Below are 22,747 nucleotides of genomic sequence, written 5' to 3' on the forward strand. Positions count from 1 at the left end.
GTGTCTCACTCCATCACATAGCCGTAGGGGCTGCTGAAATCCTGCCGGGCGACTTCGCCGGCAGCACCCTTGGTCGCCGCCACCTTGCCAAACAGGAACAACTCTCGCTCTGTCGGCAGGCGGACACGGTCGGTCGGAAGGGCCAGCGCCTCGCCTCGCGTGGGGGTGACAAGGTGCGGCGTCACGATGATGACCAGTTCGGACTGCGCGCGCTGATACTCGGCGCTGCGGAAGAGCGTGCCCAGAACCGGAATGTCGCCCAGCCACGGCACCTGGCCGTTCAGATCGCGAAAGTCATCTTGCAACAGGCCTGCAATTGCGAAGCTCTCGCCGTCGCGCATCTCCACGGTGGTCGAGGTTTCACGCCGTTTGAAGGCGTTCACGCTGATGCCATCAGTCTGGATCGAAGTATCGGCGTCAATCGACGACACGGCAGCGTTGATCTGCAGGTTGATCAGGTCACCATCGACCACAACCGGCGTAAAGTTCATCTCAACGCCGAAGGGCTTGTAGGTGATGGTGATGCCATCATCATCGGATACCGGGATCGGATACTCGCCACCGGCAAGGAACTTGGCCTCTTGCCCCGAAAGGGCGGTCAGGTTCGGCTCAGCCAGCGTGCGGACAACACCCTTGGACTCCAGTGCCTCAAGCAGCACGCCGAACTGCAGCGAGCCTGCGGTAAAGCCAAGCGCCAGCGCAGAGTTTGCGTTGTCGCGGGCGGTGATCGAGTCATTGCCGAGGCCGTTTCCGCTACCCAGCCATGTCCCGGTTTCACCGATCACGCCGACATCCGTCCCGCCGGCGATTGCCAGTGACGACGACAGGTTCTTGGCAACTGAGCGCTGCATTTCGGCAAACCGCACCTTCAGCATCACCTGCTGCGTGCCGCCGACCGTCATCAGGTTGGAGACGCGGTCGGGTGCATAGCGGTTTGCGAGGTCAAGGGCGCGATCCAGCTTTGCTGTCGAACTGACGGTGCCTGAAAGTACGATGCCATCATTGGCCGTCCGCACCTCGATGTTTTCACCCGGAAGGATCTGGCGCAGGCGTTCCTTGAATTCCGATACGTCGGGTGTCACCTCGACATCGACGTTGGAAATCAGCCGCCCGTCGGCCCCCAGCAGGGTCAGCGTGGTGCGTCCCGGTGCCTTGCCCAGAACGTAGATCGACTTGTCAGAGAGCGTCGAGATATCTGCGATGCCGGGGTTCGCGATCGAAAGTTCGGCAAAGGGTTCGTCGCTTTCGACCACGACGGCCCGGTTGAGGGGAACGGAAAGGGGCGCAGAGGTCGATCCCTGCATGACCCTAAGGTTCTGCGCGCTGACGGCGGTGATCGCCGTGCTCGCCAGCGCAAGGCCAAGAAGCCCGGCGCCGAATATTGTTCTGACCTGCATGTGACCTGCCTTTCGGATCACGCCTCTGTTCGGGTCTTTTCGCCCATTCGAGAAACAAAATGCAGGAGAAGCCGTTTTATTGCAAGAATCAACCTCTTGCGCCGCAAAGTTGCTGTGGATATCTCACAGCGGTTGTGCTTTGGCGGCATCAGGGTCTGCTTGGCGCCCCAGATACAGCGCCAAGCAAGCCGTCAGGACACAATCAGTTGGTGTCGCTTTCGGCGAGACAGGGAATTTCTTCCTCGAGGACTTCGGTGCCCTTGCGGACTTTGCGGAAGCAGCGCTTTTGTTCGGGGGCCTCGACCACGACTTCTTCGGCGCCGAAGATCGTGGTGTCGACCTCAAGCGAAGCGGGGCCAGCGGTGTTCTGGTCGTCCTTCGCGACGAGCGAGACCGACAGATCACCCGAAGCCTGCGCCTGCGCAAGTCGTGCAACTTGCTCCTGGCTTGCAGCGACCGTCATGGCTTTGGGCAGGCTGTTGTCCAGCCCGGTGGCTTTCTGGTCCTTGGCTGGCGGGCGATCAACCGCGATCACTTCGACCGAGCTTTCGATCAGCATGGTCTTTTGCTGGCCGTTCGGGGCAGTGCCCGTCCAGTAGATGTCCACGCGGTTTGTGGGCTGGAGCATCCGCGATGCCCCAGAAGCATCGTCAAACTGAATGGTGAACGCGCGCTGTCCGGGCTTCAGCATGCTGGTCAGGCCCGTCGTCTCGCCGGGGGCGGTGACCTTGGTTGCAAGGATCGGCTCGAACTGCTCCATCTGCCGCAGCACATAGCGGGGGGCCTTTTCGCCCTCGGCGAAAAGCGGGGCTTCGGGGGTGAAGGCTCCTTCGGGCAGCGCATTCTTTTGCCAATAGACCAGCTGCACGTCGTCCGGGGTGATGGTGTCGCCGTAGTTCACCGGCTTGTTCACCACATACACCTCGACAAGCGCGCCGATCCGCTGGCGCATGGCCTGCTCTTTTTCCAGCTGTGCCTGGGTCTGTCCGATGAAGTTCTGCGCCATGTAGACGGCAAAGCCCGCCAGCGCGATACCCAGGGCCAGAACCCCAAGGAAAACTGTCCGCATTATCTGATCCTATCTGGTTTCTTGCCTGGCGGCAGAATGATCTCAGGAGTGCAGATAATCAATGATGCTCTGTGCGATGGATGTGGCGGCATCAGATGCGCCCGCAATTATGAGCACGCCCACGGCGACCGCAACAACGACGATCACCGCCGTCAGGACCGTGAAGTCAACCGTAACGGCACCATCCTCGGCCGCAAGAAACGTCTTCAATCGCTGCATGTCCGAACTCTCATACTTGTTTACCACTACACTGGGGAACGGCACGACACGCCGATCACCCCCTCGCAATTGTAAACAGGCTGCGGCCCTGAACGGGTCCCGCAGCCTGTTTTATCACGCCTCGAGACTGTCGTCTCGTGTCAGATCAGTTGGTGCGGCCGATCTCGGTAGCGTTCGCCATGTCGTCGGCGATGGCGGTCGCGGTGTCTTCGATCGCCGGCTGCAGCGTCGAGATCACGATGATGCCCAGGCCGACGATTGCGGCGGTCAGCACCACGAAGTCAACGGTCACGGCGCCCGACTCTTCTTTCGCGAAGGCCTTGAAGATGTTCAGCAGTTTCATGTGCGTAATTCCCTTGGTTCAGCGTTGCTCTGTCTTGACCGCCACGAAGCTTGACTGATCGGCCTCTGTTCCGATCCGCGTCTCGGTGCGGCATGTGCTCATATAGCCCCTCAATGGTGGCGGGAGTTGGGAGGCAATACGGCCAAAGAAAAATATCGTTCACCAAGGGTAAAAAATCAAATATCACATTGAAAAGAAACAGTAAAAAAATATCGACCGATATGCGCAACCCAAAACTGGCTTCGGAAATTGCGCCAAACTGCGGCAAGATTGCGGCAAGATTGCCACGATTTGGTACCTGTTTCCGTGGTTTTGTGGATCGAAGCAGGGTTTTCTGGCACTCTGCCCACCATAAAACCGGATAACGGACAGGCAGCCCCATGAGGCGGGGAATCGAAGCAGCGGTGATCGTCGGCCTGATTCTGGCTGGCGCACAAGCCACGCGGGCACAGACAGTGCCCGGGTTTGAAAACTTTACATTCCGCAGCGTGAAACCGCCCGCCCCAGGCGAAAAGGTCAAGCGACGCATTACCGTCCAGATCGACCCGGAAGAGCAGGCCCGGCGCCTGGCGGCCTCTCCCAAGGTCGACCTGAAGAAAGAGGCGGAATCGGTCGCCGAGCAAAAACCTGAACCATTGCCCGAACCGCAGGGGCCGCGCTTGCCGCAGCCGAAGGTGGCCAACACCTATGCGTGGTTCTGGGACCGTGTGCCGCCGGCGCGCGAGGCGGTTCAAGGCCGGTTTCCTGCCGCCATGGCTGCGCTGTCGCAAGGGCCGGGCGGCAGCATTGTTGCAGCGCCGCGCATGCAGAGCCTGCAGAACATCGCGCAAAGCTACGGAACCGACATCCTCGCCACCACCATCGGCACCGAGGTATCGCCCGCACTGGTGCTCGCAGTGATTGCCGTGGAAAGCGCAGGCCGGCCCAATGCGATCAGTTCGGCTGGGGCGCAGGGGCTCATGCAGCTTATTCCTGCGACGGCCGAGCGCTTCGGCGTGTCGGATGCGTCGGTCCCCTCGCAGAACATCAAGGGCGGCGTGGCCTATCTCGACTGGCTGATGAAGCGGTTCGATCGGGATCCGCTGATGGTTCTGGCCGCTTATAACGCGGGCGAGGGGGCCGTGGATGCCAATGGCGGCGTGCCACCCTATGCCGAAACCCGTGACTATGTGCCAAAGGTTCTGGCCGCATGGCAGGTGGCGCAGGGCCTTTGTCAGACCCCGCCCGAGCTCTTCTCTGATCCTTGCGTCTTCAAGATCATGTCGGTCGGCGGTTAGACCGCGAAGGCATCGGCCCATTCAGGGTGCTTCTTGCGCTGCGCATTTACAAAGGGGCACAGCGGCATGATGCGAAACCCTTCGGCGCGGGCGTCCTCGACCAGTCTCGTGACCAGCGCGAGCCCCGCGCCAGTGCCCCGAAAGCTGTCAGGAACCAGCGTGTGATCGGCGATCACCAGAACGGGCGAGGTGATGGAATAGGTCAGCTCGGCCTCGTCACCGTTCTGCCGGATGACATAGCGGCCTTTGGAGCCGTTGGTCTCGCGCTGGATATCAAAGGTGGTCATGTCGCGCTCCTGTTGCTGTGCCATCCATCTGGCCCGATTGCGGCGTCTGCAGCAAGGCGCGCGACCGTGCGGTTCCGCACAGCGGCGGTGCGGAAGAAAGGAGAGGGGGGCAGATAGCCCCCCGCCCGAAGTCGGGCTTAGCCGACAATCGTTGCTTCGGTCGCGGCGTGCAGTTCAGCCTCGGTGACACCATCGGCGCATTCCACGATCTTCAACCCGCCCGGCACCACGTCGAGGACGCCGAGGTTGGTGATGATGCGGTTGACGACGCGCTTGCCGGTCAGGGGCAGGGTGCAGGCGCGCAGCACCTTGGACTCGCCGGCCTTGTTGGTGTGGTCCATCACCACGACTACACGGCCCACGCCCGCGACCAGATCCATTGCCCCGCCCATGCCCTTCACAAGCTTGCCGGGGATCATCCAGTTCGCGAGATCGCCGTCCTCGCTCACCTCCATCGCGCCGAGGATCGCCATCGCGATCTTGCCGCCGCGGATCATGGCAAACGAGGTCGCGCTGTCGAAATAGGCCGTCTGCGGCAGTTCGGTGATGGTCTGCTTGCCCGCGTTGATCAGATCGGCGTCCTCTTCGCCTTCAAACGGGAAGGGGCCCATGCCGAGCATCCCGTTTTCCGATTGCAGCGTCACGTTCACGCCCGCGGGGATGTAGTTCGACACCAGCGTCGGGATGCCGATGCCGAGGTTCACATACCAGCCGTCCTGCAACTCCTGCGCGGCACGGGCGGCCATTTGGTTCCGGTCCCAGGGCATCAGATGGCCTCCTTCTTGCGCACGGTGCGCTGTTCGATCCGCTTCTCATGCGGGCCCTGGACAATGCGATGCACATAGATGCCGGGCAGGTGGATCATGTCGGGGTCAAGGCTGCCAAGCGGCACGATCTCTTCCACCTCGGCCACACAGATCTTGCCGCAGGTCGCGGCGGGGACGTTGAAGTTGCGCGCGGTCTTGCGGAACACAAGGTTGCCCGACGGGTCGGCCTTCCAGGCCTTCACGATCGCCAGATCCGCGACGATGCCGGTTTCCAGAATGTATTCGCGGCCGTTGAAGACCTTCACATCCTTGCCCTCGGCAATCACCGTACCCACGCCGGTCGCGGTGTAGAAGCCGGGGATACCCGCGCCGCCCGCCCGCATCCGCTCGGCCAGCGTGCCCTGCGGATTGAACTCCAGCTCCAGCTCGCCCGAAAGGTATTGGCGCATGAATTCGGCATTCTCGCCCACGTAGGACGAGATCATCTTCTTGACTTGCCGCGTCTCAAGCAGTTGGCCAAGGCCAAAACCATCGACGCCTGCGTTGTTCGAGGCAACCGTCAGCCCCTTGACCCCGCTGTCGCGGATCGCCGCGATCAGAAGCTCGGGGATGCCACAAAGGCCAAAGCCCCCCGAGGCGATCAGCATGCCGTCCGAAAGCAGCCCTTCAAGCGCTGCAGCGGCGGTCGGATAGGTCTTTTGCATGGGCCTCCCTCGCGTTGATTTGCCATTGATTTGTGGCGAAGCGCGCAGATCTAGTCAATTGCCGCGCTGCGGCAGAGTGTGCGCCGCACAGATTTTTCCGGTTGTCGCCGGAAATCGCTTGGTTATGTTCGGCCATGGCCCGCGTGGTGGAATGGTAGACGCTGGGGACTTAAAATCCCTTGCCTTCGGGCGTGCGGGTTCGAGTCCCGCCGCGGGCACCAATTAATCTTTTAATTTCAATGAGTTATGTGGATGGCTTTTTGTCTTTCGCGGCGACCAGCTTGTAATAGAGCCACTCCGGCAGGAAGGCCGACCCGCGTAGCAGCCACTGGAACGGCGTCGGGAAGCTGCGCGAGAAGCGCCCGCTCTCCATCAACCGGATGATCTGATCGGCCGCCTGCGCGGGTTCCATCAGCTGCGGCATGGCGAAATCGTTCATCGCGGTCAGGCGCGTGCGGATGAAGCCGGGATTGGCAAGCTGGATCCTGACGCCCGTGTGCGCCAGATCGGCGCGCAGCGTTTCGGCAAGGGACATGACGCCCGCCTTGGACGCGCCATAGCCCACCGCGCCTGGCAGGCCACGGAACCCTGAAAGCGAGCCGGTCAGCACCACATGCCCTTCGTTGCGCGCCATCATCCCCGGCAGGACTGCGCCCAGCACACGGGCGCAGCCGGTCAGGTTGATGTCGCACATCGCCACGACCTTTTCCGTGTCCCAGTCCTGCGCGCGCATCGGCCAATAGACTGCGGCGAGCCAGACCAGCCCATCCACCTCGCCGACCTGCGCTGCCGCAGCGGCCACAGATGCGGGGTCTGCCACATCCATCGGGACCACCTCGGCCCCAAGCGGGCGGGCGACAGCCTCAAGTGCATCGGCTCGCCGCGATGACAGGACCAGTCGGGCTCCGCGTTGGGACATCGCCTCTGCCAGGGCGGCGCCAAGGCCCTCGGACGCCCCGACAAGCCAGTAGCGCCGACCGTTCAATGTGTATTTGGTCATCGGCTGGCTTTCTGGGTGGGCGGAGTGGGGCGGTTTCGGAAGATCGCTCCCCGAAGCCACAACCGCAATGCCTGCCAATGGATCAGCGCAAGCACCCGACGCGAGCCGAGCGGCCGGCGCAGTGATGCCCGCAGGACGCCCGCGACCGTCAGCGGCTTCCGGGGGCCGATCAGGTTGGTATAAACGCCGCCCGTTTCATTGGTGTGGTCGATCCAGATGCCGATCCGGTCCTCCCGGAGGTCAAAGCGAAAGCGATAGCTGCCCGAGATCGGTTGAAACGGCGAGACATGCATCACCTTGCGCGCCTCGATCCAGTCGTCCGGCCCGATGGGCGAGACATCGTCATGAAGGCACAGATAGCAATGCCGGTCGCCGTAAGTATTGGTGACCTCGGCCACGACGATCCGAAGGCCATTTTCGTGACAAAGCCAGAAACTGACAGGGTTGAAGACGTGACCAAGGGTTTTTGGCTGGGCCAAAAGTTCGATTTTTGAAGGTGAGGGCAACCCATGTGCCGCCAGAACCTCACGCAGCCAGCGCGCGCCAGAGCCCGCGCCCGGTGGTCCGCCATGGTCGCGGTCACTGACCGACATCAGGTTCGCGCGGTTGCGAGAGAAAAGCCATGGCGCTTTTACAGCGCCCTCGGCGTCAAGCAGCACATAGTCAACGCCATAGCGGAACGCGTTCGTGATCGGCCCCTTGCGGCCGTGGAACGTGTGTCCCGCGATGTGCTCGACCCGGTTCATTCAGCGGCTACCCTTAGCGTATCGCGCGCGGCCATCGCTTCGACCACATCGACAGCGCTTGCAAAGCCGTCTTCGTGAAAGCCGTTCCGCATCCATGCCCCACAGAACCATGTCGCCCTTTCGCCGTTCACCGACCGCAGTGCTTGCTGTCCCTTCAGCGCCTCCAGATCATACACCGGATGGTGGAAGGTGTTCACGTCATAGATCAGATCCTCACGCACCGGGCTTGTGGCGTTCAGCGTCACAAACATCGGATCGTCCTTCGGGATCGGCTGTAGCGAGTTCATCCAGTAGCTCAGCGAAATCCGCTCCGGGCGCTTTCCTGCAGGTTCCACATAGACCCAGCTGGACCAGACCTTGCGGCGGCGGGGCATCAGGCTGGTGTCACAATGCAGGATTGCTTCGTTCGGCTGATAGCGGATGGCGCCTAGTGCGCGCCGCTCGGCCTCGGACGGATCGCCAAGCATCGCCAGTGCCTGATCAGGGTGGGTTGCAAAGACCACCTCGTCAAATCCCTGCCAGTCGCCGCCCTGCACCATGACCTCGGGCAGGGGGCTGCGACGTACCGCAACAACGGGCCGCCCCGTGCACAACTGTACGCCCGCTGCCTGAAGCTGTGACTGAAGCCTGCGGACGTATTCGATCGAGCCGCCCTTTACCGTGTACCATTGATGCTGACCCGTCACGTTCATGAGATGATGGTTGCGGAAGAATGTCACGAGCGATTGGGCGGGAAAGTCCAGCACGCCCTCGCAGGGGGTGGACCAGATCGCCCCGGAAAACGGCAGAAGATAGCGATCACGGAACCAGTGCCCAGTCCCCAGTTCGCGCAGGAACTCGCGGATCGTCATGCCGGGATGCTGCAGTGCGGACTCGGCATTGGCGTTGAAATGCAGGATGTCGCGCAACATCCGCAAGAAACGCGGATCGGCCGCACGTCGGCGCTGCGCGAAAAGCTGGTCGAGCGAGCCGAGCGCATATTCCATGCGTCCTCCGCCGAAAGAGGCGCCAAAGCTCATCTCGCTGGGTACATAGGGCACCTCCAGCCGGTCAAACAGCCGGGTCAGGTGCGGGTAGTTCACCTTGTTGAAGACGATAAAGCCGGTATCGACCGGCTGGTCTCCACGGCGGCCCGCCAGGATGGTGCGCGCATGCCCCCCGAGGCGCGCCTCTGCTTCGAACAACGTCACGTCAGCGGTGTCTGACAGCAGATGTGCGGCGGCCAACCCCGAAATGCCACCTCCGATAACTGCAATGCGGCGGCGTGGTGGTTGTGGCATTTCGAATGGCATTGCTGTCCTCGTCATGGGTTTTTGTTTGCTTACGCGCAGATAGCGCACATGGATCACTGAATCGCAAAGATTGCAGATGCTGTGATCCACTTTGATCCCCATCACGTATTGGCTGCATGATGTTCGATCTGTGCCAAACGGAAATTGTGGATGCGCGGGCCCGTCGGCGCCCGTATGCTGCGCCTCGCAAGGAGACGCAGCAGGCAGCAATGGAACGCGCAAGCGCAGACGAACAGAACTGGACGGCTCTTCTGCTCGCCGTGCGAGACCAGCAGGACAAGGTGGCCTTTGCCGCACTGTTTCGCCATTTCGCGCCACGGGTGAAGGGGTTTCTGATGAAGTCGGGCATGTCGGCCGCCCTGGCCGAGGAATGCGCCCAGGATGTGTTGGCAACGCTGTGGCAAAAGTCGCATCTCTTTGATCCGACTCGCGCGAGCGTCGCGACCTGGGTGTTCACCATTGCCCGAAACCGCCGGATCGACGCCGCTCGTCGCGCCGCCCGACCCGAGCCCGAGGATCTTCCCTGGGGCCCCGAGGCCGAGCCCGACCAGCAAGAGGCGCTCGAGATGGCGCAAGAGACGGAACGGTTGGGTGCGGCACTTGCACTTCTGCCTGAATCACAGCGGGCGCTGATCGAGAAGGCCTATTTCGGTGAGTTGACGCATACCGAAATTGCCGCCGAGACCGGCCTGCCGATGGGAACAATCAAGTCGCGAATCCGGCTTGCACTGGACAAGCTGCGCGCACAACTGAGTTGAAGGCAAGACAAAGATGACCACGATCCGCCACCATGTCTCTGACCGCCTCTTGATGGCCTACGCGACAGGCAGCCTGCCCGAAGCCTTTGGTCTGGTGATTGCCACGCACCTGTCGCTCTGCGATGAGTGCCGGGCAAGGCTGGGTGCATTTGATGCTGTGGGCGGCCAGGTGGTCGAGGGCTGTGAGGCCGAGATGGCCGCGGGCAGCCTAGATGCCTGCCTCGCGCGTCTTGGCGTGCAGGATCGCCGTGTTGCTCCCCTGCGGTCCAAGCCCGGAGTGTTCCCGCAGCCCTTGCGCGACAAGGTGGGGGGCGATGCCTCCGCCGTCCGGTGGCGGCCTTTGGGGATGGGAGTGCGCCAAGCGATCCTTCCCACTTCCGATTCTGCGACGGCGCGGCTGCTCTATATCCCTGCGGGCGCTGCGGTGCCTGATCACGGGCACAAAGGCACGGAACTGACGCTGGTTCTGCAAGGTGCCTTCTCGGATGCGACCGACCGTTTTGGTCGCGGGGATCTTGAGATTGCGGATGAGGATCTGGAACACACGCCCGTCGCCGAGGCGGGGCAGGATTGCATCTGCCTTGCCGCAACCGATGCACCCCTGCGCTTCACTGGCCTGATCCCGCGCATGCTGCAGCCGATCTTCCGCATCTGACGCAGCACCCCCCGTTCAAATGAAAAGACCCGCAGGTTTCCCTGCGGGTCTTTCCTATTCAGGCTGTTGCCGTATTCACTCGCGGTTGCCCATGAACTGCAGCAGGAACATGAACAGGTTGATGAAGTCGAGATACAGGCTCAGCGCGCCCATGATCGCGGCCTTGCCCAGCCATTCCTGATCGCCGTGCATCGCGTGTTGCAGGTAGGTGTTCTTGATGTTCTGCGTGTCATAGGCAGTCAGACCCGCAAACAGCAGCACACCGATCACAGAGATCGCGAAAGCAAGCGCGCTCGACGCCAGGAACAGGTTGATCAGCGACGCCACGATGATACCGATCAGGCCCATCAGCAGGAAGGTGCCAAAGCCCGACAGGTCACGCTTGGTCGTGTAGCCATAGAGGCTGAGCGACGCGAACGCGATCGAGGTCACAAGGAAAGTGGTCGCGATCGAGGTGTTGGTGAACGCCTGGAAAATCCACGCCAGCGACAGACCCATCGCCGCCGAGTAGACGTAGAAGAACAGTTGCGCACCCGCAGCCGACAGACGATTGATCATGGCGCCAAAGGCAAAGACCATGATCAGCGGCAGGAACATGACGATCCAGCCAAGGATATTCGGGCGCATGGTCTCGGGGTCGCGGAAGATCGCGAACAGCGCGTCGGACGAGCCGACCGCCCAAGCCACGCCTGCTGTGATCAGCATAGCGACGGACATCAGTCCGTAGACCTTGTTCATATGGGCGCGAAGGCCCTCGTCGATCTGCGCGGTGCGCGTACCAACGCCGGCGGCGCTGCGCATCGTGTTGAAATCAGCCATCTGAGCCTCCAGTCGGATGTCGTGCGCCGGATTGCTTGCCCGGCGCCTCATGGCTCAAATATCGTAGCGGCCACACATCTTTTCAAGATGTTCCCGCGCGCGTTTTAGCGCCGCCAATGCGACGGCGCGTCCCATATCGGAAGCTCGGCCTCGCGGCGTGCCTCGTCCTCGGTGATCCCGATATCGCGCAGCAGATGCGGGTCCAGTTCGGCCAGCCGGCGGCGCTGACGGCGGAGCGACAGAACGTCCAGGACAGTCGACAGGATAGAACGGGGGCGACGCGGTGAGGATTGCCGACGTGAAGCGATGACAGACATGGCATACTCCTTTTCGTGATGCATGTGGTATTGTTCATTCCATATCGTCATATTGACTCGGCCGTTGGAATAATGAAAATGAATGATTGTTGGGTCATGCATCACGAGGTTTGATATGGCGCGCAATCTTGACATGACGGCCCTGCGGGCCTTCGTCGCCGTTGCAGATGCGGGCGGTGTCACCCGTGCGGCGGGGCTTCTGAACCTGACGCAGAGTGCAGTGTCGATGCAGATAAAGCGGCTTGAGGATTTTCTCGGCGCAAACCTCTTTCAGCGTGCGGCACGCCGCATCAGCCTCTCGCCCGAGGGCGAACAGCTGATGAGCTTCGCCCGACGGATGCTCGCCTTGAATGACGAGGCAATGGCACGGCTCTCTGCGGCCTGCTGCGAGGGTGAGATCCGGCTGGGCGTACCCCATGATATTGTGTATCCGGCGATCCCCGGCATCCTGAAGCGACTTGCCGCCCAGTTTCCGCGTCTGCGGGTCAATCTGACGTCCTCGTTCACCCTACTGCTGAAAGAGGGCTTCGCGCGTGGCGAGTTTGATGTGATCCTGACGACGGAAGACCGGCCCGGCCCCGAGGGTAGTGTCCTGTCGCGGCAGGATCTGGTCTGGATCGGCGCGCAGGAGGGGGCGGCCCACCTGCGTGCGCCCTTGCGGCTGGCCTTCAAGGACACCTGCATCTTCCGTCCCACGGCGCAGGGCGCGCTGGATGGGGCAGGTCTGCCATGGGAACTCGCGTTCGAGGGGGAAAGCGAGCAGGCGGCCGAGGCTCTGGTCGCGGCTGATCTGGCAATTTCGGCCCGCATTCGCGGCCGCTGTCCACCCGGCACGGCCGAAATCACCCAGCCCGGTCTGCCGGAACTGGGCGGGCTGTCGATCTGCCTTTACGCCGCCCCAACCGTGACGGGCGAGGCGGCTGACGCGCTGCTGGCCGAGTTGCGTCTGGCCTATTCGGGATGACGCGCCTGCGCTTTCGCGACCTTCGTCCAATGTTGCGCCAACGCCGAAGTGCCTAGCCTCTGGTGCAGAGCGTGAAGCGCTGTGCCGGGGAGGGGACATGCGGGGGCCGTGGATCTTGCGGCTGGTTATTTTGTGGTGGTGGCTTGGCTCCGCTGCCGCCGCGGTGCCGTTGTCGCGTGACGAGCTGACCCCCTTGATCGTGCCCCCCTACGCCCTTGGCGAGAACCTCGATGATCGCGGGGTCTGGGGGCTTCTGAACTCGGGCGGGGCCGAGGCGGGTTATGTATTGGAAACCGGCAACCTTGCCCCGCTGCCCGGCTTTTCGGGGGCGCCCATCAACCTTCTGGTCATGATCGACCTTGAGGGACGCTTCCTTGACGTAAAGCTGATCGCCCATAACGAGCCGATCTTCGTCTCGGGCCTTGGCGAGGCGCCGTTCCGCGCCTTCCTTGAACAATATCGCGGTCATTCCATCCACGAGCCTTTGGTCGTGGGTACGCCCTATGGGACTGCGGGCGGTGGCTCTGATCTCGTCTATCTGGATGGAGTCACCAAGGCGACGGCCTCGGTCCGTATCGCACATGAATCCATCCTGGCCGCGACGCTGGCCGTCGCGCGCGAGCGGATGCAGGGCATCGCCGCCGGCCCACCCGTGAGGCCTGATCCCGACGTCGTGCTTGCGCTGGACTGGGCGGCGCTGGTGGAGCGTGGCCTTGCGCGCAATCTGCGTGTCAGCAATGCCGAACTGGATCAGGCCTTCGCTGGCACAGTGTGGGCCGATGATGACCCGGAGGCCGATGCTGATCCTGAGGCGATGTTTCTTGACCTCTGGGTCGTGGATATCGGTCCGCCCTCGGTTGCCCGCGCGGTTCTGACACCGGACAGTCTTGGCGATGTCGACCGTCTGACCCAGCTTTCCCCAGACGACGAGCTTCTTCTGGTGATCGATGCGGGGCGGCACGGGCTGGTCTCCGATGGCTTTGTGCGCAACACAGCGCCAGACCGGCTTTCGGCCGAACAGGACGGACTTCCGGTGGCCCTTCGCGACGCGGACCTTTTGTTCGAGACCCTTCCCGATGTGCCCGAAGGTAGCGCGATGATCCTGCGTGTGGACCGGCGTCTGGGCTTCGATCCGACCCGTGACTGGGTGCTGACCGCGCAGGCCGTGCGCGCCCACGGTATGCTGCAACCCGAGATGGGATCGCAGCATTTCAGCCTGATCACACGATCCGACCCTGCGCTGTTCCGGCAGCCCGAGACACGCAAGGCGCTGCCGCCCTGGCAAGAGGCGCTGCTCAATCGCAAGATCGACCTGATCCTGCTGGTCGGTTTTTTGATCGTTGTTCTGGCGCTGGTCGGGCCTTCAATGCACGCTCTGGCCGCCCCCGCGCGGTTGACCCCGGTGCGGCTTGCTGTGCTGGCGGGAGTCATCGGCTTTGTGGGCTGGTGGGGGCAGGGGCAGCTGTCGATCGTGACGGCACTGGCCGTTCTGCGCGCGGCGGTCGAAGGCGGCAGTCTTGCGGTGCTGGTCTATGACCCATTCTCGCTTTTGGTCTGGGCAGTGGCGATCCTTGGCCTGTTCCTTTGGGGGCGAGGGCTGTTCTGCGGCTGGCTCTGCCCCTTTGGCGCGATGCAGGAATTTGCCCATCACGCGGGACGGCTGCTGCGCCTGCCGGAATGGAACCCGTCTGCCCGCTGGGACCGGCGGCTGAAATGGGTGAAGTACGTGGCGCTGGCAGGTCTTGTCGCCGTTGCCTTTGTCCGGCCCGACGCAGCCGAAACCGCAGCCGAGATCGAACCCTTCAAGACCGCCGTCACCACGTTCTTTCAGCGTGAGTGGTACTTCGTCGCTTATGCGCTGTTCTGGCTGGGGCTTGGGATGGTGACCTTCAAAGGCTTCTGCCGCTATCTTTGCCCCTTGGGGGCGCTGATGGCGCTTGGAGGGGTGCTGCGCCTGCGCAAGTGGATCCCGCGGCGGGCCGAGTGTGGAACACCCTGCCAGCTTTGCCGCGTGCGCTGCCGCTACGGCGCGATCGAGCGCAGCGGAAAGATCGACTATTCCGAGTGTTTCCAGTGCCTTGATTGCGTATCCATCCATGATGACAAGGCGCAATGCGTGCCGCTGATTCTGGCCGCGCGGCGCCGATCCACGACGGAGGCGGCATGAAGCGGCGGCGGTTTCTGGCGATTTCGGCGGCCGCACTCGCCCTGCCGCCTGCGGCTGATGCCCATTCGACAAGCTGGCAGTCGCAGGCGCTTGGCGGGCAGGTGCGCGTCGATCTGCGGGGCGGAGAGGGGATGAACCAGCGGATCCTGTCCGCCATCGCCGCCATCATCGCCGAGGTCGAGGCTGCCGCGAGCCTGTTTCGTCCGGATTCTGCGTTGGTGCGTCTGAACGAGACAGGCGGGCTTGCGGACCCCCCGCCAGTTTTGCAGGACCTGCTCGGACTTTCTGACCGCCTGCATGCGGTAACGGGCGGGCTTTTCGACCCTACGGTTCAACCCCTGTGGCGGGCGCTGGCCGAGCGCGCCTCCGCGCAAGCGATTGCAGAGGCCCGGTCGCGGATCGGCTGGCACAATGTCGCCCATCAGGATGGAGTGCGGCTCGCTCCGGGGCAGGCCCTGACGTTCAACGGAATCGCGCAAGGCTATGCCGCCGATCGCGTGGCGGCGGTGCTGCGGCGCGCGGGATATGGGCCGGCTCTGATCGATATGGGAGAGTTCGTGGCCCTCGATGGCCCCTTTACGCTGGGCATCGACGACCCAACCCACGGAATGCTGGGTCAACGTCAACTGTCAGCCGGGGCGCTTGCGACCTCGAGCCCTGCGGCGCAGTGGTTGCCGGGCGGCACGCATATCCTTGGGCCGATGGATCAGGCGCCGGTCTGGTCCACCATCACGGTCGAGGCTGACAGCGCGGTTCTGGCCGACGGGTTGTCGACCGCCTTTTGCCTGATGCCCGCAACGATGATCCGGGCCGCCTGCGCCAACCTGCCCGAAGTGCGGCGCGTGACCGCCGTCACCTTTGAGGGCGAGTTCCTGACGCTTTGATCCGCTCAGGGGGCGGGCGGGGTGAAGGTCAGCCCGTGTTCGGCAAAGATCGCGGCAATCCGTCCATCCTCCATTGCCTTGTCGATGGCCATGTCCACCGAATAGGCCAGATCCTTGTGCTGGAAGTTCACGCCCACGCCGATCGTCCATGTGCCGCGCGCAAAACCCATGAGGTGCGGCTCATGCACACCGAGGCCTGCATCGGGGTGACGGGCGACGCCTGCCTCCAGCTGGGCGCGCGGGCCCATGGTTGCCATGACCTCGCCGGTAGCAAGCGCATCCATCGCAGCATCCACGGATTTGTGGCGCGTAATCTTGGCCTGCGCGCCCAGAAGCGAGGTCAGGTAGAAGTCCGCTATCGTGTCATTCTCGACCGCGACCGGATCGAAACGGAAGAAGGGTGGCGTCGGCGCCTTGTCCGGGTAGGCGGCCTTGCGAAAGGCGATGGCCATCGTCTCTGACGCATATTGCCCGGTGAAGGTGACCTGTTCGATCCGGCAGACCAGCGCGCTGTCATAAGGCACATGCAACATCACGTCGCTGACATGGCCACCGACAACCGCGCCCTTCCAGACGTAGTTCAAGAGGTCAGCCTCCAGCGTCTCGCTGGCCTGAACCAGCCGGAAGCGTGCCTCGACCCCCAGATCCGCCGCGATCAGGCGGCCGATCTCGACATCAACACCCTTGGCCGTGCCACCCTGCTCATAGGACCATGGTGCAAAGTCCTCATAGACCGCAAACTCGATCCAGCCTTCCTCGATGATGCGGTCGAATTCGCGCCCCACGTCCTGGGCTGCGGTGTTCTGGGGCTTGGGCTGAGGAACGACTCCTTCGCAACGGGCAAAGGCGCCACCCGGTAGGGCAGCGCCGATCGCCAGTGCCAAAAACGCTTGGCGGAGTGTCATGACAGGGCCTATTCGCTGGCCGAAAGGCCGACGGTCAGAAGATCGCTCGCCACCTTCCAGCTTGCGGGCTCGGGTGTCAGGACGCGCGCGGCCTCATAGGCCACGCTGTCGGCCACCGGGGCGCCGGATGCTGTCTTGACCTCCACCGCGATGGTCTCAAGCTCGGACTTCAGGGCCGCGGGATCCGTGACACTGCCATCCGCCAACGAGTCGCGAATCTCATGCAGGCGGTCCGAATGGGCATCGAGTGCGCCATCTTCGGGGCGTGTCTCGATATAGGTGCGAATTGCCCATGCGGCCTTCTGGCCGAGGATCTCGCCAAAGGCGGGCATCTTGGTTGTGCCGTCTTGCGTATAGCCGTGGCGGAAGCGTTCGACGAACCATTCATCGCCGTATTCCTCGGCCTCGAGGAACCGCAAGTCAGGGGCCAGGCCGCCCGACACTGCGCCAAGGCCATGGCAGCGCGCGCAGTTCTGGTTGAAGCCCGAGGCGCCGATCTCGACCGCCTTGAGCCAGACCTCATGCCCGGCCGCTTCCTCGCGGTAGGGGTTCTCGGTCAACCATTCCTCGCCCACCTCAGGCAGGGCGTCGGTATTGATGGGCTGCGGTGCAACATCACCGTGACCAAGCGCCATGGTTGCTGCCGACAGCAGGGCAATTGCGGTGATTGCGCCACCGATGCGATGTGCGGGCATGGGTTCCTCCCTCGCGGTTCCTTTTCCGTCTTCGGTGATAGGCCCCGCAGGGCAGGCCGCACCATTCGACATAGGTGGTAAACTGCCCGATCCGGCATCGGACAAAGGTCGCATAGCCCCGGAGTGTGGTTCTTCGCACCATGACCGCGGGAGGACGCGAGATGATCTATCACCCGACAAAGGCCGGGCGGAATGCCTGTCTGGCACTGGTGTTCGCCAGTTGCACCATGCCTGCGCAGGCGGACCTCAGCATCGCGATGACCTATCTGCGCCAAGAGGTTGAGGCGCCGCCCGTTCTTTCGAACCTCGACCCGATTCCCGAGGATCGCGGCATTGCCGGGGCTGAGGTTGCGCTGGCCGACACCCGCACCACCGGGCAGTTTCTGGGCCATGACTATCAGCTTGAGGTCGTCTCGGTGCCGCCGGGCGACGATCTGGCAGGGGCGGCAAAGGCGGCACTTGCGTCATCGCGCATCCTGCTTGTCGATGCGCCGACGGCCGATGTGCTGACCGTGGCCGATCTGCCCGAGGCGCAGGGCGCGCTTCTGTTCAACGTCTCGTCCGGAGCGCGCACCCTGCGCGATGCCGAGTGCCGGGCGAACCTTCTGCACACGGTTGCCGAGGATGCGATGCGGACTGATGCGCTGATGCAGGTTCTGGCGGCCCGGCGCTGGACCCGCACGGTGATGATCATCGGTCCGCGCGACGAGGACCGCGCCTTTGCCGAAACCCTGCGCGCCTCGGCCCTGAAATACGGGGTAGAGATCTTGGCGGAAAAGGACTGGACCTTCGAGACCGACCTGCGCCGGTCTACTAGTGCCGAGATCCCGCTCTTTACGCAGGACTTTCCAGATCATGACGTGCTTCTGATCGCGGATGAGACGGACGACTTCGCGCGCTACGTTCAGCACAATACCTGGCTTCCGCGCCCGGTGGCCGGGTCGGACGGGCTGCATGGCGAGGGCTGGGCGCCGGTCCTTGAACAATGGGGCGCCGTTCAGTTGCAGAACAGGTTCGAAAAGTATGCGGGCCGGAACATGGGCGCGCGCGACTATGCGGCCTGGGCTGCGGTGCGCAGTGTGGGTGAGGCGGTAACGCGCAGCCAGAGCGACGACCCGGCCGTTTTGCGCGCCTATATCCTGTCCGACGCCTTTGCTCTCGACGGCTTCAAGGGGCGCAGCCTCTCGTTCCGTGACTGGAACGGGCAGCTGCGTCAGCCGATGGCGGTCGTGAATGCCCGCGCCCTGGTCGAGCTCGCGCCGCTTGACGGCTACCTGCACCAGACCAACGAAACCGATAGCCTTGGCCTTGATCGCGGCGAAAGCGCCTGCACAGCCTTTGGAGACTGACATGAGACTGGCCGCCATCCTTCTGATCACCACCTTGCCCGTGGCCGCTTTGCCCACGGCGACCCATGCCGCAGGCGAAATCTGGGTGACCAATGAAAAGGATGACACGATCTCTGTCATCGATGTCGAGACGCGCCAGGTGGTGCGCACCATCGAGACGGGCGAGCGGCCGCGGGGGATCACCTTCAATTCGGACGGAAGCAGGCTTTACATCTGCGCCTCTGACAGTGACGCCGTGCAGGTGATGGACCCGGCGACGGGCGAGATCCTGCACGATCTGCCGTCGGGCGATGACCCCGAACAGTTCGTGCTGGCCCCCGATGATCGCCACCTGTGGATCGCCAACGAGGATGACGCCGTCACAACCGTCGTCGATGTGGAAACCCGCAAGGTCGTGGCGCAGATCAATGTGGGGATCGAACCCGAGGGCATGGCCGTCTCGCCCGATGGCAAGATCGTGGTGACCACATCCGAGACGACCAATATGGCCCATTGGATCGACACCGGGAAGAAAGAGATCTTCGCCAATACGCTGGTCGATTCCCGACCGCGCCATGCCGAGTTCACCAAGACCAGCAACGAGCTTTGGGTCTCGTCGGAAATTGGTGGCACGATCACGGTCTTCGATGTGGCAACGCAGGCCGAGAAGGCCAAGGTCCGGTTCGAGATCGCAGGCGTGAATGCCGATCTGCTGCAACCCGTAGGCTTCAAGTTCACGCCTGACGAAAAGACGGTGTTCGTCGCCCTTGGCCCGGCCAACCACGTCGCGGTTGTGAATGCCGAGACCTACGAGGTCGAGGACTACATCCTTGTCGGTCGGCGGGTCTGGCACATGGCCTTCTCGCCCGATTTTACCCAGCTTTTCACGACCAACGGTGTGTCCGGTGATGTCACCGTGATCGATGTCGCCTCGCGGCAGCCGCTCGAATCCATCAAGGTGGGCCGCTTCCCCTGGGGCGCGGCGACCCGGTTCTGATTTGCAACAGGAGTGAGCAATGAAACGCATGATCCTTGCCGCAGCCGTGCTCTGCGCGCTGCCCATGATGGCCATGGCCGATGACGACGAGGCGGCAGAGGGGGCCGAAATGGGGCTGGCAGGCCTTTTGTCGGCGACGAACCGGGCTGAGCTTCCGCCGCTGACCCTGTCGGCCGGACAGCCGATTGCCGCCGCGCCCCTGAAGCTCAAGTCCGGCACCTATTACACGCTTGAGATCGAGGCCGATGGCAGCCAGGAGCTTGCGCTGGAAGGTTCGGGGTTCTTTCGAGCGATCTGGGTCAACGAGGTGGTGATCGAGGGCATCGAGGTACGTCCACTGGGCATCGATTCCATCGAGTTTGACGAGGCAGGCTCGGCCGAGATGAGTTTCATCGCCATCAAGCCCGGCAGTTATTTCCTGAAGGTGCCAGGGAGTACCGGCGACAGCCAGCAGGTCGAAATCGTGATCGAATAGCGCTGCCAGCTACGACCATCGCGCCCGCGCAAATGCGCGGGGGGCGTGGTAGTGTTGCTGTTGTCCGCACCGAGGAGGAGCCATGCGACACGTCGTCCTGTCGATCGGCCTGATTGCGCTTTCCAGCGCTCTCGCCCACGCCGAAACCAACTTGGATGCGGGGATCGAGGATGGCGGCGGCACCCTCAACCCCGAGGAGCTGACCCTTGGTCGCGTCATGAGCGATGTGGCCGAGGGCAAGACCAGCATGACGACCTGCGCCGCCGGGTACTACATCACCAAATCCGGTCGCCACGAAATGGCGCGCGAGCTGTTCGAGCTCTGCGCGAACAACGGCTGGACGGGCGCGATGACCTGGATGTCGCAGCTGGACAACAACGGTCTGGGCGCGCCAGAGGACCCCGATGCCGCCGCCAACTGGGACCGCCGCGCCGCCGAGGCGGGCGATCCGGTGGGGCAGTTCAATTACGGGGTCGATCTGATGCGCGGGCGCGGTGTTCCCGCCAATGAGGAACTGGGCCGCCAGCTCGTCGATCAGGCCGCGCGTGCGGGTCTGTCGGATGCGCGGCGCCTGCAGGCTTCGGGCTATGATCTTGATGAGATCACGCCCGATGCCGACAACTGGAAATACGCCCCGCTGTTCTGATGCCCCGATCGCTTGCACGCGACTGGACCGCCCCTGCAAGGGGCGGTTTTTGCATTCCGGGCCCCGTGGTCAGACGTGGACTACGACCTTTTTCCCGGTCTCCGACCGTGCTGTGGCGGGGTTTTGCGACCAAGGTCCAATTCATGTCGGGGCGGCCCGCGCCGATGATATTTCCGTGAACACCGCGCGCCGAGCCCAGGGCGGCGGATCCGAGGGAGGATATCATGAGAAGCTTTGTTCTGGCCGCCGTCACGGCCATCGTCTGCGCGGGATTTGCTCAGGCGCAGGTGACGGAAGAGGATCTGGCGAAGGACGCCGAAACCCCTGGCGACGTGCTGACCAACGGCATGGGCCGCAGTCTGCAACGCTTCTCGCCGATGGAGACGCTGAACAAGACCAACGTGCAGAAACTGGTTCCCGCCTGGGCGTTCTCGCTGGGTGGCGAAAAGCAGCGCGGTCAGGAAAGCCAGCCCATCATCTATGACGGGATCATGTATATCACCGGCTCGTACAGCCGGCTGTTCGCCATCGACATCAAGACCGGCAAAGAGCTGTGGCAGTTCGATGCCCGCCTGCCGGAAGGCATCCTGCCCTGCTGCGACGTGATCAACCGCGGCGCGGCCATCCATGGCGACAATATCTATTTCGGTACGCTGGACGCCCGCATCGTCGCGCTGAACCGCAAGACGGGCGATGTCGTCTGGAACAAGAAGATCGCCGACTACAAGGAAGGCTACAGCTACACTGCCGCGCCCCTGATCGTGAACGGGCTGGTCATCACCGGCAACTCGGGCGGCGAATTCGGCATCGTGGGCGAAGTGCAGGCCCGCAACGCCGAAACGGGCGAGCTGGTCTGGACCCGCCCGGTGATCGAAGGTCACATGGGCACCTACATGGGCAAGGAAAGCACCATGACGGGTACGCTCAACGCGACCTGGCCGGGGGACATGTGGAAATCGGGCGGCGGCGCAACATGGCTCGGCGGCTCTTATGATGCCGACACCAACACGCTGGTCTTTGGCGCTGGCAACCCGGCACCGTGGAACAGCCACCTGCGCAACGCGGGCACCCCGGTCGAGGGCAACAAGGGTGACAACCTCTATGCCGCCTCGCGCCTTGGTATCAACCCCGAGAACGGCGAGATCAAATGGCACTTCCAGACCACCCCGCGTGAGGGTTGGGACTTTGATGGCGTGAACGAGGTTGTGCCCTTCGTCGACAAGGACGGCAACAAGCGCTTTGCCACCGCCGACCGCAACGGGTTCTTCTACATTCTGAACCGCGAGGACGGAAAGTTCGTCAACGCCTGGCCCTTCGTGAAGAACATCTCCTGGGCCAAGGGCATCGATGAAACTGGCCGCCCGATCTACAACGAAGACAATCGCCCCGGCGATCCGACTGCCTCGGCCGATGGGGCCAAGGGCGCGCAGGTCTTCGCTGTGCCGTCCTTCCTTGGTGGCAAGAACTGGATGCCCATGGCCTACAGCCAGAAGACCGGCCTCTTCTATGTGCCGTCGAATGAATGGGGGATGGACATCTGGAACGAACCGATCAGCTTCAAGAAGGGCGCGGCCTACCTGGGTGCGGGCTTTACCATCAAGCCGCTGTTTGAAGACTATATCGGCAGCCTGAAGGCGATGGACCCCAACACCGGCGAGGTGAAGTGGGAGTTCAAGAACGAGGCTCCGCTTTGGGGTGGCGTGATGACGACAGCGGGCGGGCTGGTCTTCACTGGCAACCCCGAGGGCGACTTCATGGCGCTTGATGACGAGACGGGCGAGGTTCTGTGGAGCTTCCAGACCGGGTCGGGCATCGTGGGCCAGCCCGTCACCTGGGAACAGGATGGCGAGCAATATGTCTCGGTCATCTCTGGCTGGGGTGGCGCGGTCCCGCTGTGGGGCGGGGAGGTGGCCAAGAAGGTCAACTACCTGAACCAGGGCGCGACCGTCTGGACCTTCAAGCTGCCGAAGGAACTGGCCGCGGCCAACTGAGCGCAGAACAACGTCGGAAAGGCCGGGCCCTGCGCCCGGCCTTTT

The 22,747-nt window shown here is 63.0% G+C and carries 25 protein-coding genes and 1 tRNA gene; 12 read left to right on the forward strand and 14 right to left on the reverse strand.

Annotation, left to right across the window (positions count from 1 at the left end; translation table 11 throughout):
- Positions 1 to 5 precede the first annotated feature (5 nt).
- The 4 genes from FQU74_RS04490 to FQU74_RS04500 form a co-directional block, all read right to left on the reverse strand.
- Positions 6 to 1,397 carry a type II and III secretion system protein family protein gene (locus FQU74_RS04490; protein ID WP_146285224.1) on the reverse strand — a complete coding sequence of 464 codons (1,392 nt, stop codon included), beginning with the start codon at positions 1,395 to 1,397 and terminating at the stop codon, positions 6 to 8.
- Between the two features lie 202 nt (positions 1,398 to 1,599).
- Positions 1,600 to 2,466 (reverse strand): Flp pilus assembly protein CpaB, encoded by an 867-nt coding sequence (cpaB, locus tag FQU74_RS04495; protein WP_146285225.1) that lies wholly within the window; start codon positions 2,464 to 2,466, stop codon positions 1,600 to 1,602.
- 42 nt (positions 2,467 to 2,508) lie between these two features.
- Positions 2,509 to 2,685 (reverse strand): hypothetical protein, encoded by a 177-nt coding sequence (locus FQU74_RS19395; protein WP_170246193.1) that lies wholly within the window; start codon positions 2,683 to 2,685, stop codon positions 2,509 to 2,511.
- Between the two features lie 145 nt (positions 2,686 to 2,830).
- On the reverse strand, positions 2,831 to 3,028 hold the full coding sequence (locus FQU74_RS04500; protein ID WP_146285226.1) for a Flp family type IVb pilin: 198 nt from the start codon (positions 3,026 to 3,028) through the stop codon (positions 2,831 to 2,833).
- 380 nt (positions 3,029 to 3,408) lie between these two features.
- On the opposite strand from FQU74_RS04500, the gene FQU74_RS04505 reads away from it, so the two are divergent.
- The gene (locus FQU74_RS04505; RefSeq protein WP_146285227.1) at positions 3,409 to 4,305 is read left to right on the forward strand and encodes a lytic transglycosylase domain-containing protein; all 897 of its coding nucleotides are present in this window, start codon (positions 3,409 to 3,411) and stop codon (positions 4,303 to 4,305) included.
- Here FQU74_RS04505 and FQU74_RS04510 read toward each other — a convergent pair.
- The 3 genes from FQU74_RS04510 to FQU74_RS04520 form a co-directional block, all read right to left on the reverse strand.
- A complete protein-coding gene (locus FQU74_RS04510) occupies positions 4,302 to 4,592 on the reverse strand; it encodes a GNAT family N-acetyltransferase (RefSeq protein WP_146285228.1) in 291 nt (96 codons plus the stop codon). The two genes, FQU74_RS04505 and FQU74_RS04510, sit on opposite strands and share 4 nt — an antisense overlap.
- Before the next feature lie 137 nt (positions 4,593 to 4,729).
- Complete coding sequence (locus FQU74_RS04515) at positions 4,730 to 5,359, reverse strand: 3-oxoacid CoA-transferase subunit B (protein ID WP_146285229.1); 630 nt, start codon at positions 5,357 to 5,359, stop codon at positions 4,730 to 4,732.
- On the reverse strand, positions 5,359 to 6,063 hold the full coding sequence (locus FQU74_RS04520; RefSeq protein ID WP_146285230.1) for a CoA transferase subunit A: 705 nt from the start codon (positions 6,061 to 6,063) through the stop codon (positions 5,359 to 5,361). The genes FQU74_RS04515 and FQU74_RS04520 overlap by 1 nt, the downstream gene beginning before the upstream one ends.
- A gap of 137 nt (positions 6,064 to 6,200) precedes the next feature.
- Here FQU74_RS04520 and FQU74_RS04525 point away from each other — a divergent pair.
- Positions 6,201 to 6,284, forward strand: a tRNA-Leu gene (locus FQU74_RS04525).
- A gap of 23 nt (positions 6,285 to 6,307) precedes the next feature.
- Here FQU74_RS04525 and FQU74_RS04530 read toward each other — a convergent pair.
- The 3 genes from FQU74_RS04530 to FQU74_RS04540 are packed head-to-tail and all read right to left on the reverse strand — an operon-like array spanning position 6,308 to position 9,101.
- Positions 6,308 to 7,063, reverse strand: a complete 756-nt coding sequence (locus tag FQU74_RS04530; RefSeq protein ID WP_146285231.1) for an SDR family NAD(P)-dependent oxidoreductase — start codon at positions 7,061 to 7,063, stop codon at positions 6,308 to 6,310.
- Positions 7,060 to 7,809, reverse strand: coding sequence for a DUF1365 domain-containing protein (locus FQU74_RS04535; RefSeq protein WP_146285232.1), 750 nt, complete (start codon positions 7,807 to 7,809; stop codon positions 7,060 to 7,062). The genes FQU74_RS04530 and FQU74_RS04535 overlap by 4 nt, the downstream gene beginning before the upstream one ends.
- On the reverse strand, positions 7,806 to 9,101 hold the full coding sequence (locus FQU74_RS04540; protein WP_146285233.1) for an NAD(P)/FAD-dependent oxidoreductase: 1,296 nt from the start codon (positions 9,099 to 9,101) through the stop codon (positions 7,806 to 7,808). Before FQU74_RS04540 ends, FQU74_RS04535 begins: the two co-directional genes overlap by 4 nt.
- A gap of 209 nt (positions 9,102 to 9,310) precedes the next feature.
- On the opposite strand from FQU74_RS04540, the gene FQU74_RS04545 reads away from it, so the two are divergent.
- Positions 9,311 to 9,859 carry a sigma-70 family RNA polymerase sigma factor gene (locus tag FQU74_RS04545; RefSeq protein WP_188781565.1) on the forward strand — a complete coding sequence of 183 codons (549 nt, stop codon included), beginning with the start codon at positions 9,311 to 9,313 and terminating at the stop codon, positions 9,857 to 9,859.
- 13 nt (positions 9,860 to 9,872) lie between these two features.
- Positions 9,873 to 10,514, forward strand: coding sequence for a ChrR family anti-sigma-E factor (locus FQU74_RS04550; RefSeq protein ID WP_146285235.1), 642 nt, complete (start codon positions 9,873 to 9,875; stop codon positions 10,512 to 10,514).
- A 75-nt stretch (positions 10,515 to 10,589) separates the two neighbouring features.
- On the opposite strand, the gene FQU74_RS04555 is transcribed toward FQU74_RS04550, so the two are convergent.
- Both FQU74_RS04555 and FQU74_RS04560 read right to left on the reverse strand, forming a co-directional pair.
- Positions 10,590 to 11,333 (reverse strand): Bax inhibitor-1/YccA family protein, encoded by a 744-nt coding sequence (locus FQU74_RS04555; protein WP_146285236.1) that lies wholly within the window; start codon positions 11,331 to 11,333, stop codon positions 10,590 to 10,592.
- Between the two features lie 104 nt (positions 11,334 to 11,437).
- The gene (locus FQU74_RS04560) at positions 11,438 to 11,650 is read right to left on the reverse strand and encodes a DUF1127 domain-containing protein (RefSeq protein WP_146285237.1); all 213 of its coding nucleotides are present in this window, start codon (positions 11,648 to 11,650) and stop codon (positions 11,438 to 11,440) included.
- Positions 11,651 to 11,765: 115 nt separating this feature from the next.
- On the opposite strand from FQU74_RS04560, the gene FQU74_RS04565 reads away from it, so the two are divergent.
- The 3 genes from FQU74_RS04565 (at position 11,766) to FQU74_RS04575 (ending at position 15,665) form a co-directional block, all read left to right on the forward strand.
- Entirely contained in the window at positions 11,766 to 12,614 is an 849-nt protein-coding gene (locus tag FQU74_RS04565) for a LysR family transcriptional regulator (protein ID WP_146285238.1), read from the forward strand.
- Positions 12,615 to 12,711: 97 nt separating this feature from the next.
- A complete protein-coding gene (locus FQU74_RS04570) occupies positions 12,712 to 14,781 on the forward strand; it encodes a 4Fe-4S binding protein (protein WP_146285239.1) in 2,070 nt (689 codons plus the stop codon).
- Positions 14,778 to 15,665 (forward strand): FAD:protein FMN transferase, encoded by an 888-nt coding sequence (locus tag FQU74_RS04575; protein ID WP_146285240.1) that lies wholly within the window; start codon positions 14,778 to 14,780, stop codon positions 15,663 to 15,665. The genes FQU74_RS04570 and FQU74_RS04575 overlap by 4 nt, the downstream gene beginning before the upstream one ends.
- A gap of 5 nt (positions 15,666 to 15,670) precedes the next feature.
- On the opposite strand, the gene FQU74_RS04580 is transcribed toward FQU74_RS04575, so the two are convergent.
- Positions 15,671 to 16,570, reverse strand: a complete 900-nt coding sequence (locus FQU74_RS04580; protein WP_146285241.1) for a substrate-binding periplasmic protein — start codon at positions 16,568 to 16,570, stop codon at positions 15,671 to 15,673.
- Positions 16,571 to 16,578: 8 nt separating this feature from the next.
- Positions 16,579 to 17,265: a cytochrome c-550 PedF gene (pedF, locus tag FQU74_RS04585; protein ID WP_146285242.1), complete on the reverse strand. Its 687-nt coding sequence runs from the start codon at positions 17,263 to 17,265 to the stop codon at positions 16,579 to 16,581.
- Between the two features lie 140 nt (positions 17,266 to 17,405).
- Here pedF and FQU74_RS04590 point away from each other — a divergent pair, with 140 nt between their 5' ends.
- The 5 genes from FQU74_RS04590 (at position 17,406) to FQU74_RS04610 (ending at position 22,702) form a co-directional block, all read left to right on the forward strand.
- On the forward strand, positions 17,406 to 18,614 hold the full coding sequence (locus tag FQU74_RS04590; RefSeq protein WP_229704322.1) for an ABC transporter substrate-binding protein: 1,209 nt from the start codon (positions 17,406 to 17,408) through the stop codon (positions 18,612 to 18,614).
- Between the two features lies 1 nt (position 18,615).
- Positions 18,616 to 19,590, forward strand: a complete 975-nt coding sequence (locus FQU74_RS04595; RefSeq protein ID WP_146285244.1) for a YVTN family beta-propeller repeat protein — start codon at positions 18,616 to 18,618, stop codon at positions 19,588 to 19,590.
- A 19-nt stretch (positions 19,591 to 19,609) separates the two neighbouring features.
- A complete protein-coding gene (locus FQU74_RS04600; RefSeq protein WP_146285245.1) occupies positions 19,610 to 20,065 on the forward strand; it encodes a cupredoxin domain-containing protein in 456 nt (151 codons plus the stop codon).
- A gap of 82 nt (positions 20,066 to 20,147) precedes the next feature.
- The gene (locus FQU74_RS04605) at positions 20,148 to 20,711 is read left to right on the forward strand and encodes a tetratricopeptide repeat protein (RefSeq protein ID WP_146285246.1); all 564 of its coding nucleotides are present in this window, start codon (positions 20,148 to 20,150) and stop codon (positions 20,709 to 20,711) included.
- Positions 20,712 to 20,935: 224 nt separating this feature from the next.
- The gene (locus tag FQU74_RS04610) at positions 20,936 to 22,702 is read left to right on the forward strand and encodes a PQQ-dependent methanol/ethanol family dehydrogenase (protein WP_146285247.1); all 1,767 of its coding nucleotides are present in this window, start codon (positions 20,936 to 20,938) and stop codon (positions 22,700 to 22,702) included.
- The last annotated feature ends 45 nt before the right edge of the window (positions 22,703 to 22,747 follow it).

Origin of the sequence: Gemmobacter aquaticus (genome assembly GCF_007859075.1) — a bacterium.
Taxonomy (GTDB): domain Bacteria; phylum Pseudomonadota; class Alphaproteobacteria; order Rhodobacterales; family Rhodobacteraceae; genus Gemmobacter; species Gemmobacter aquaticus.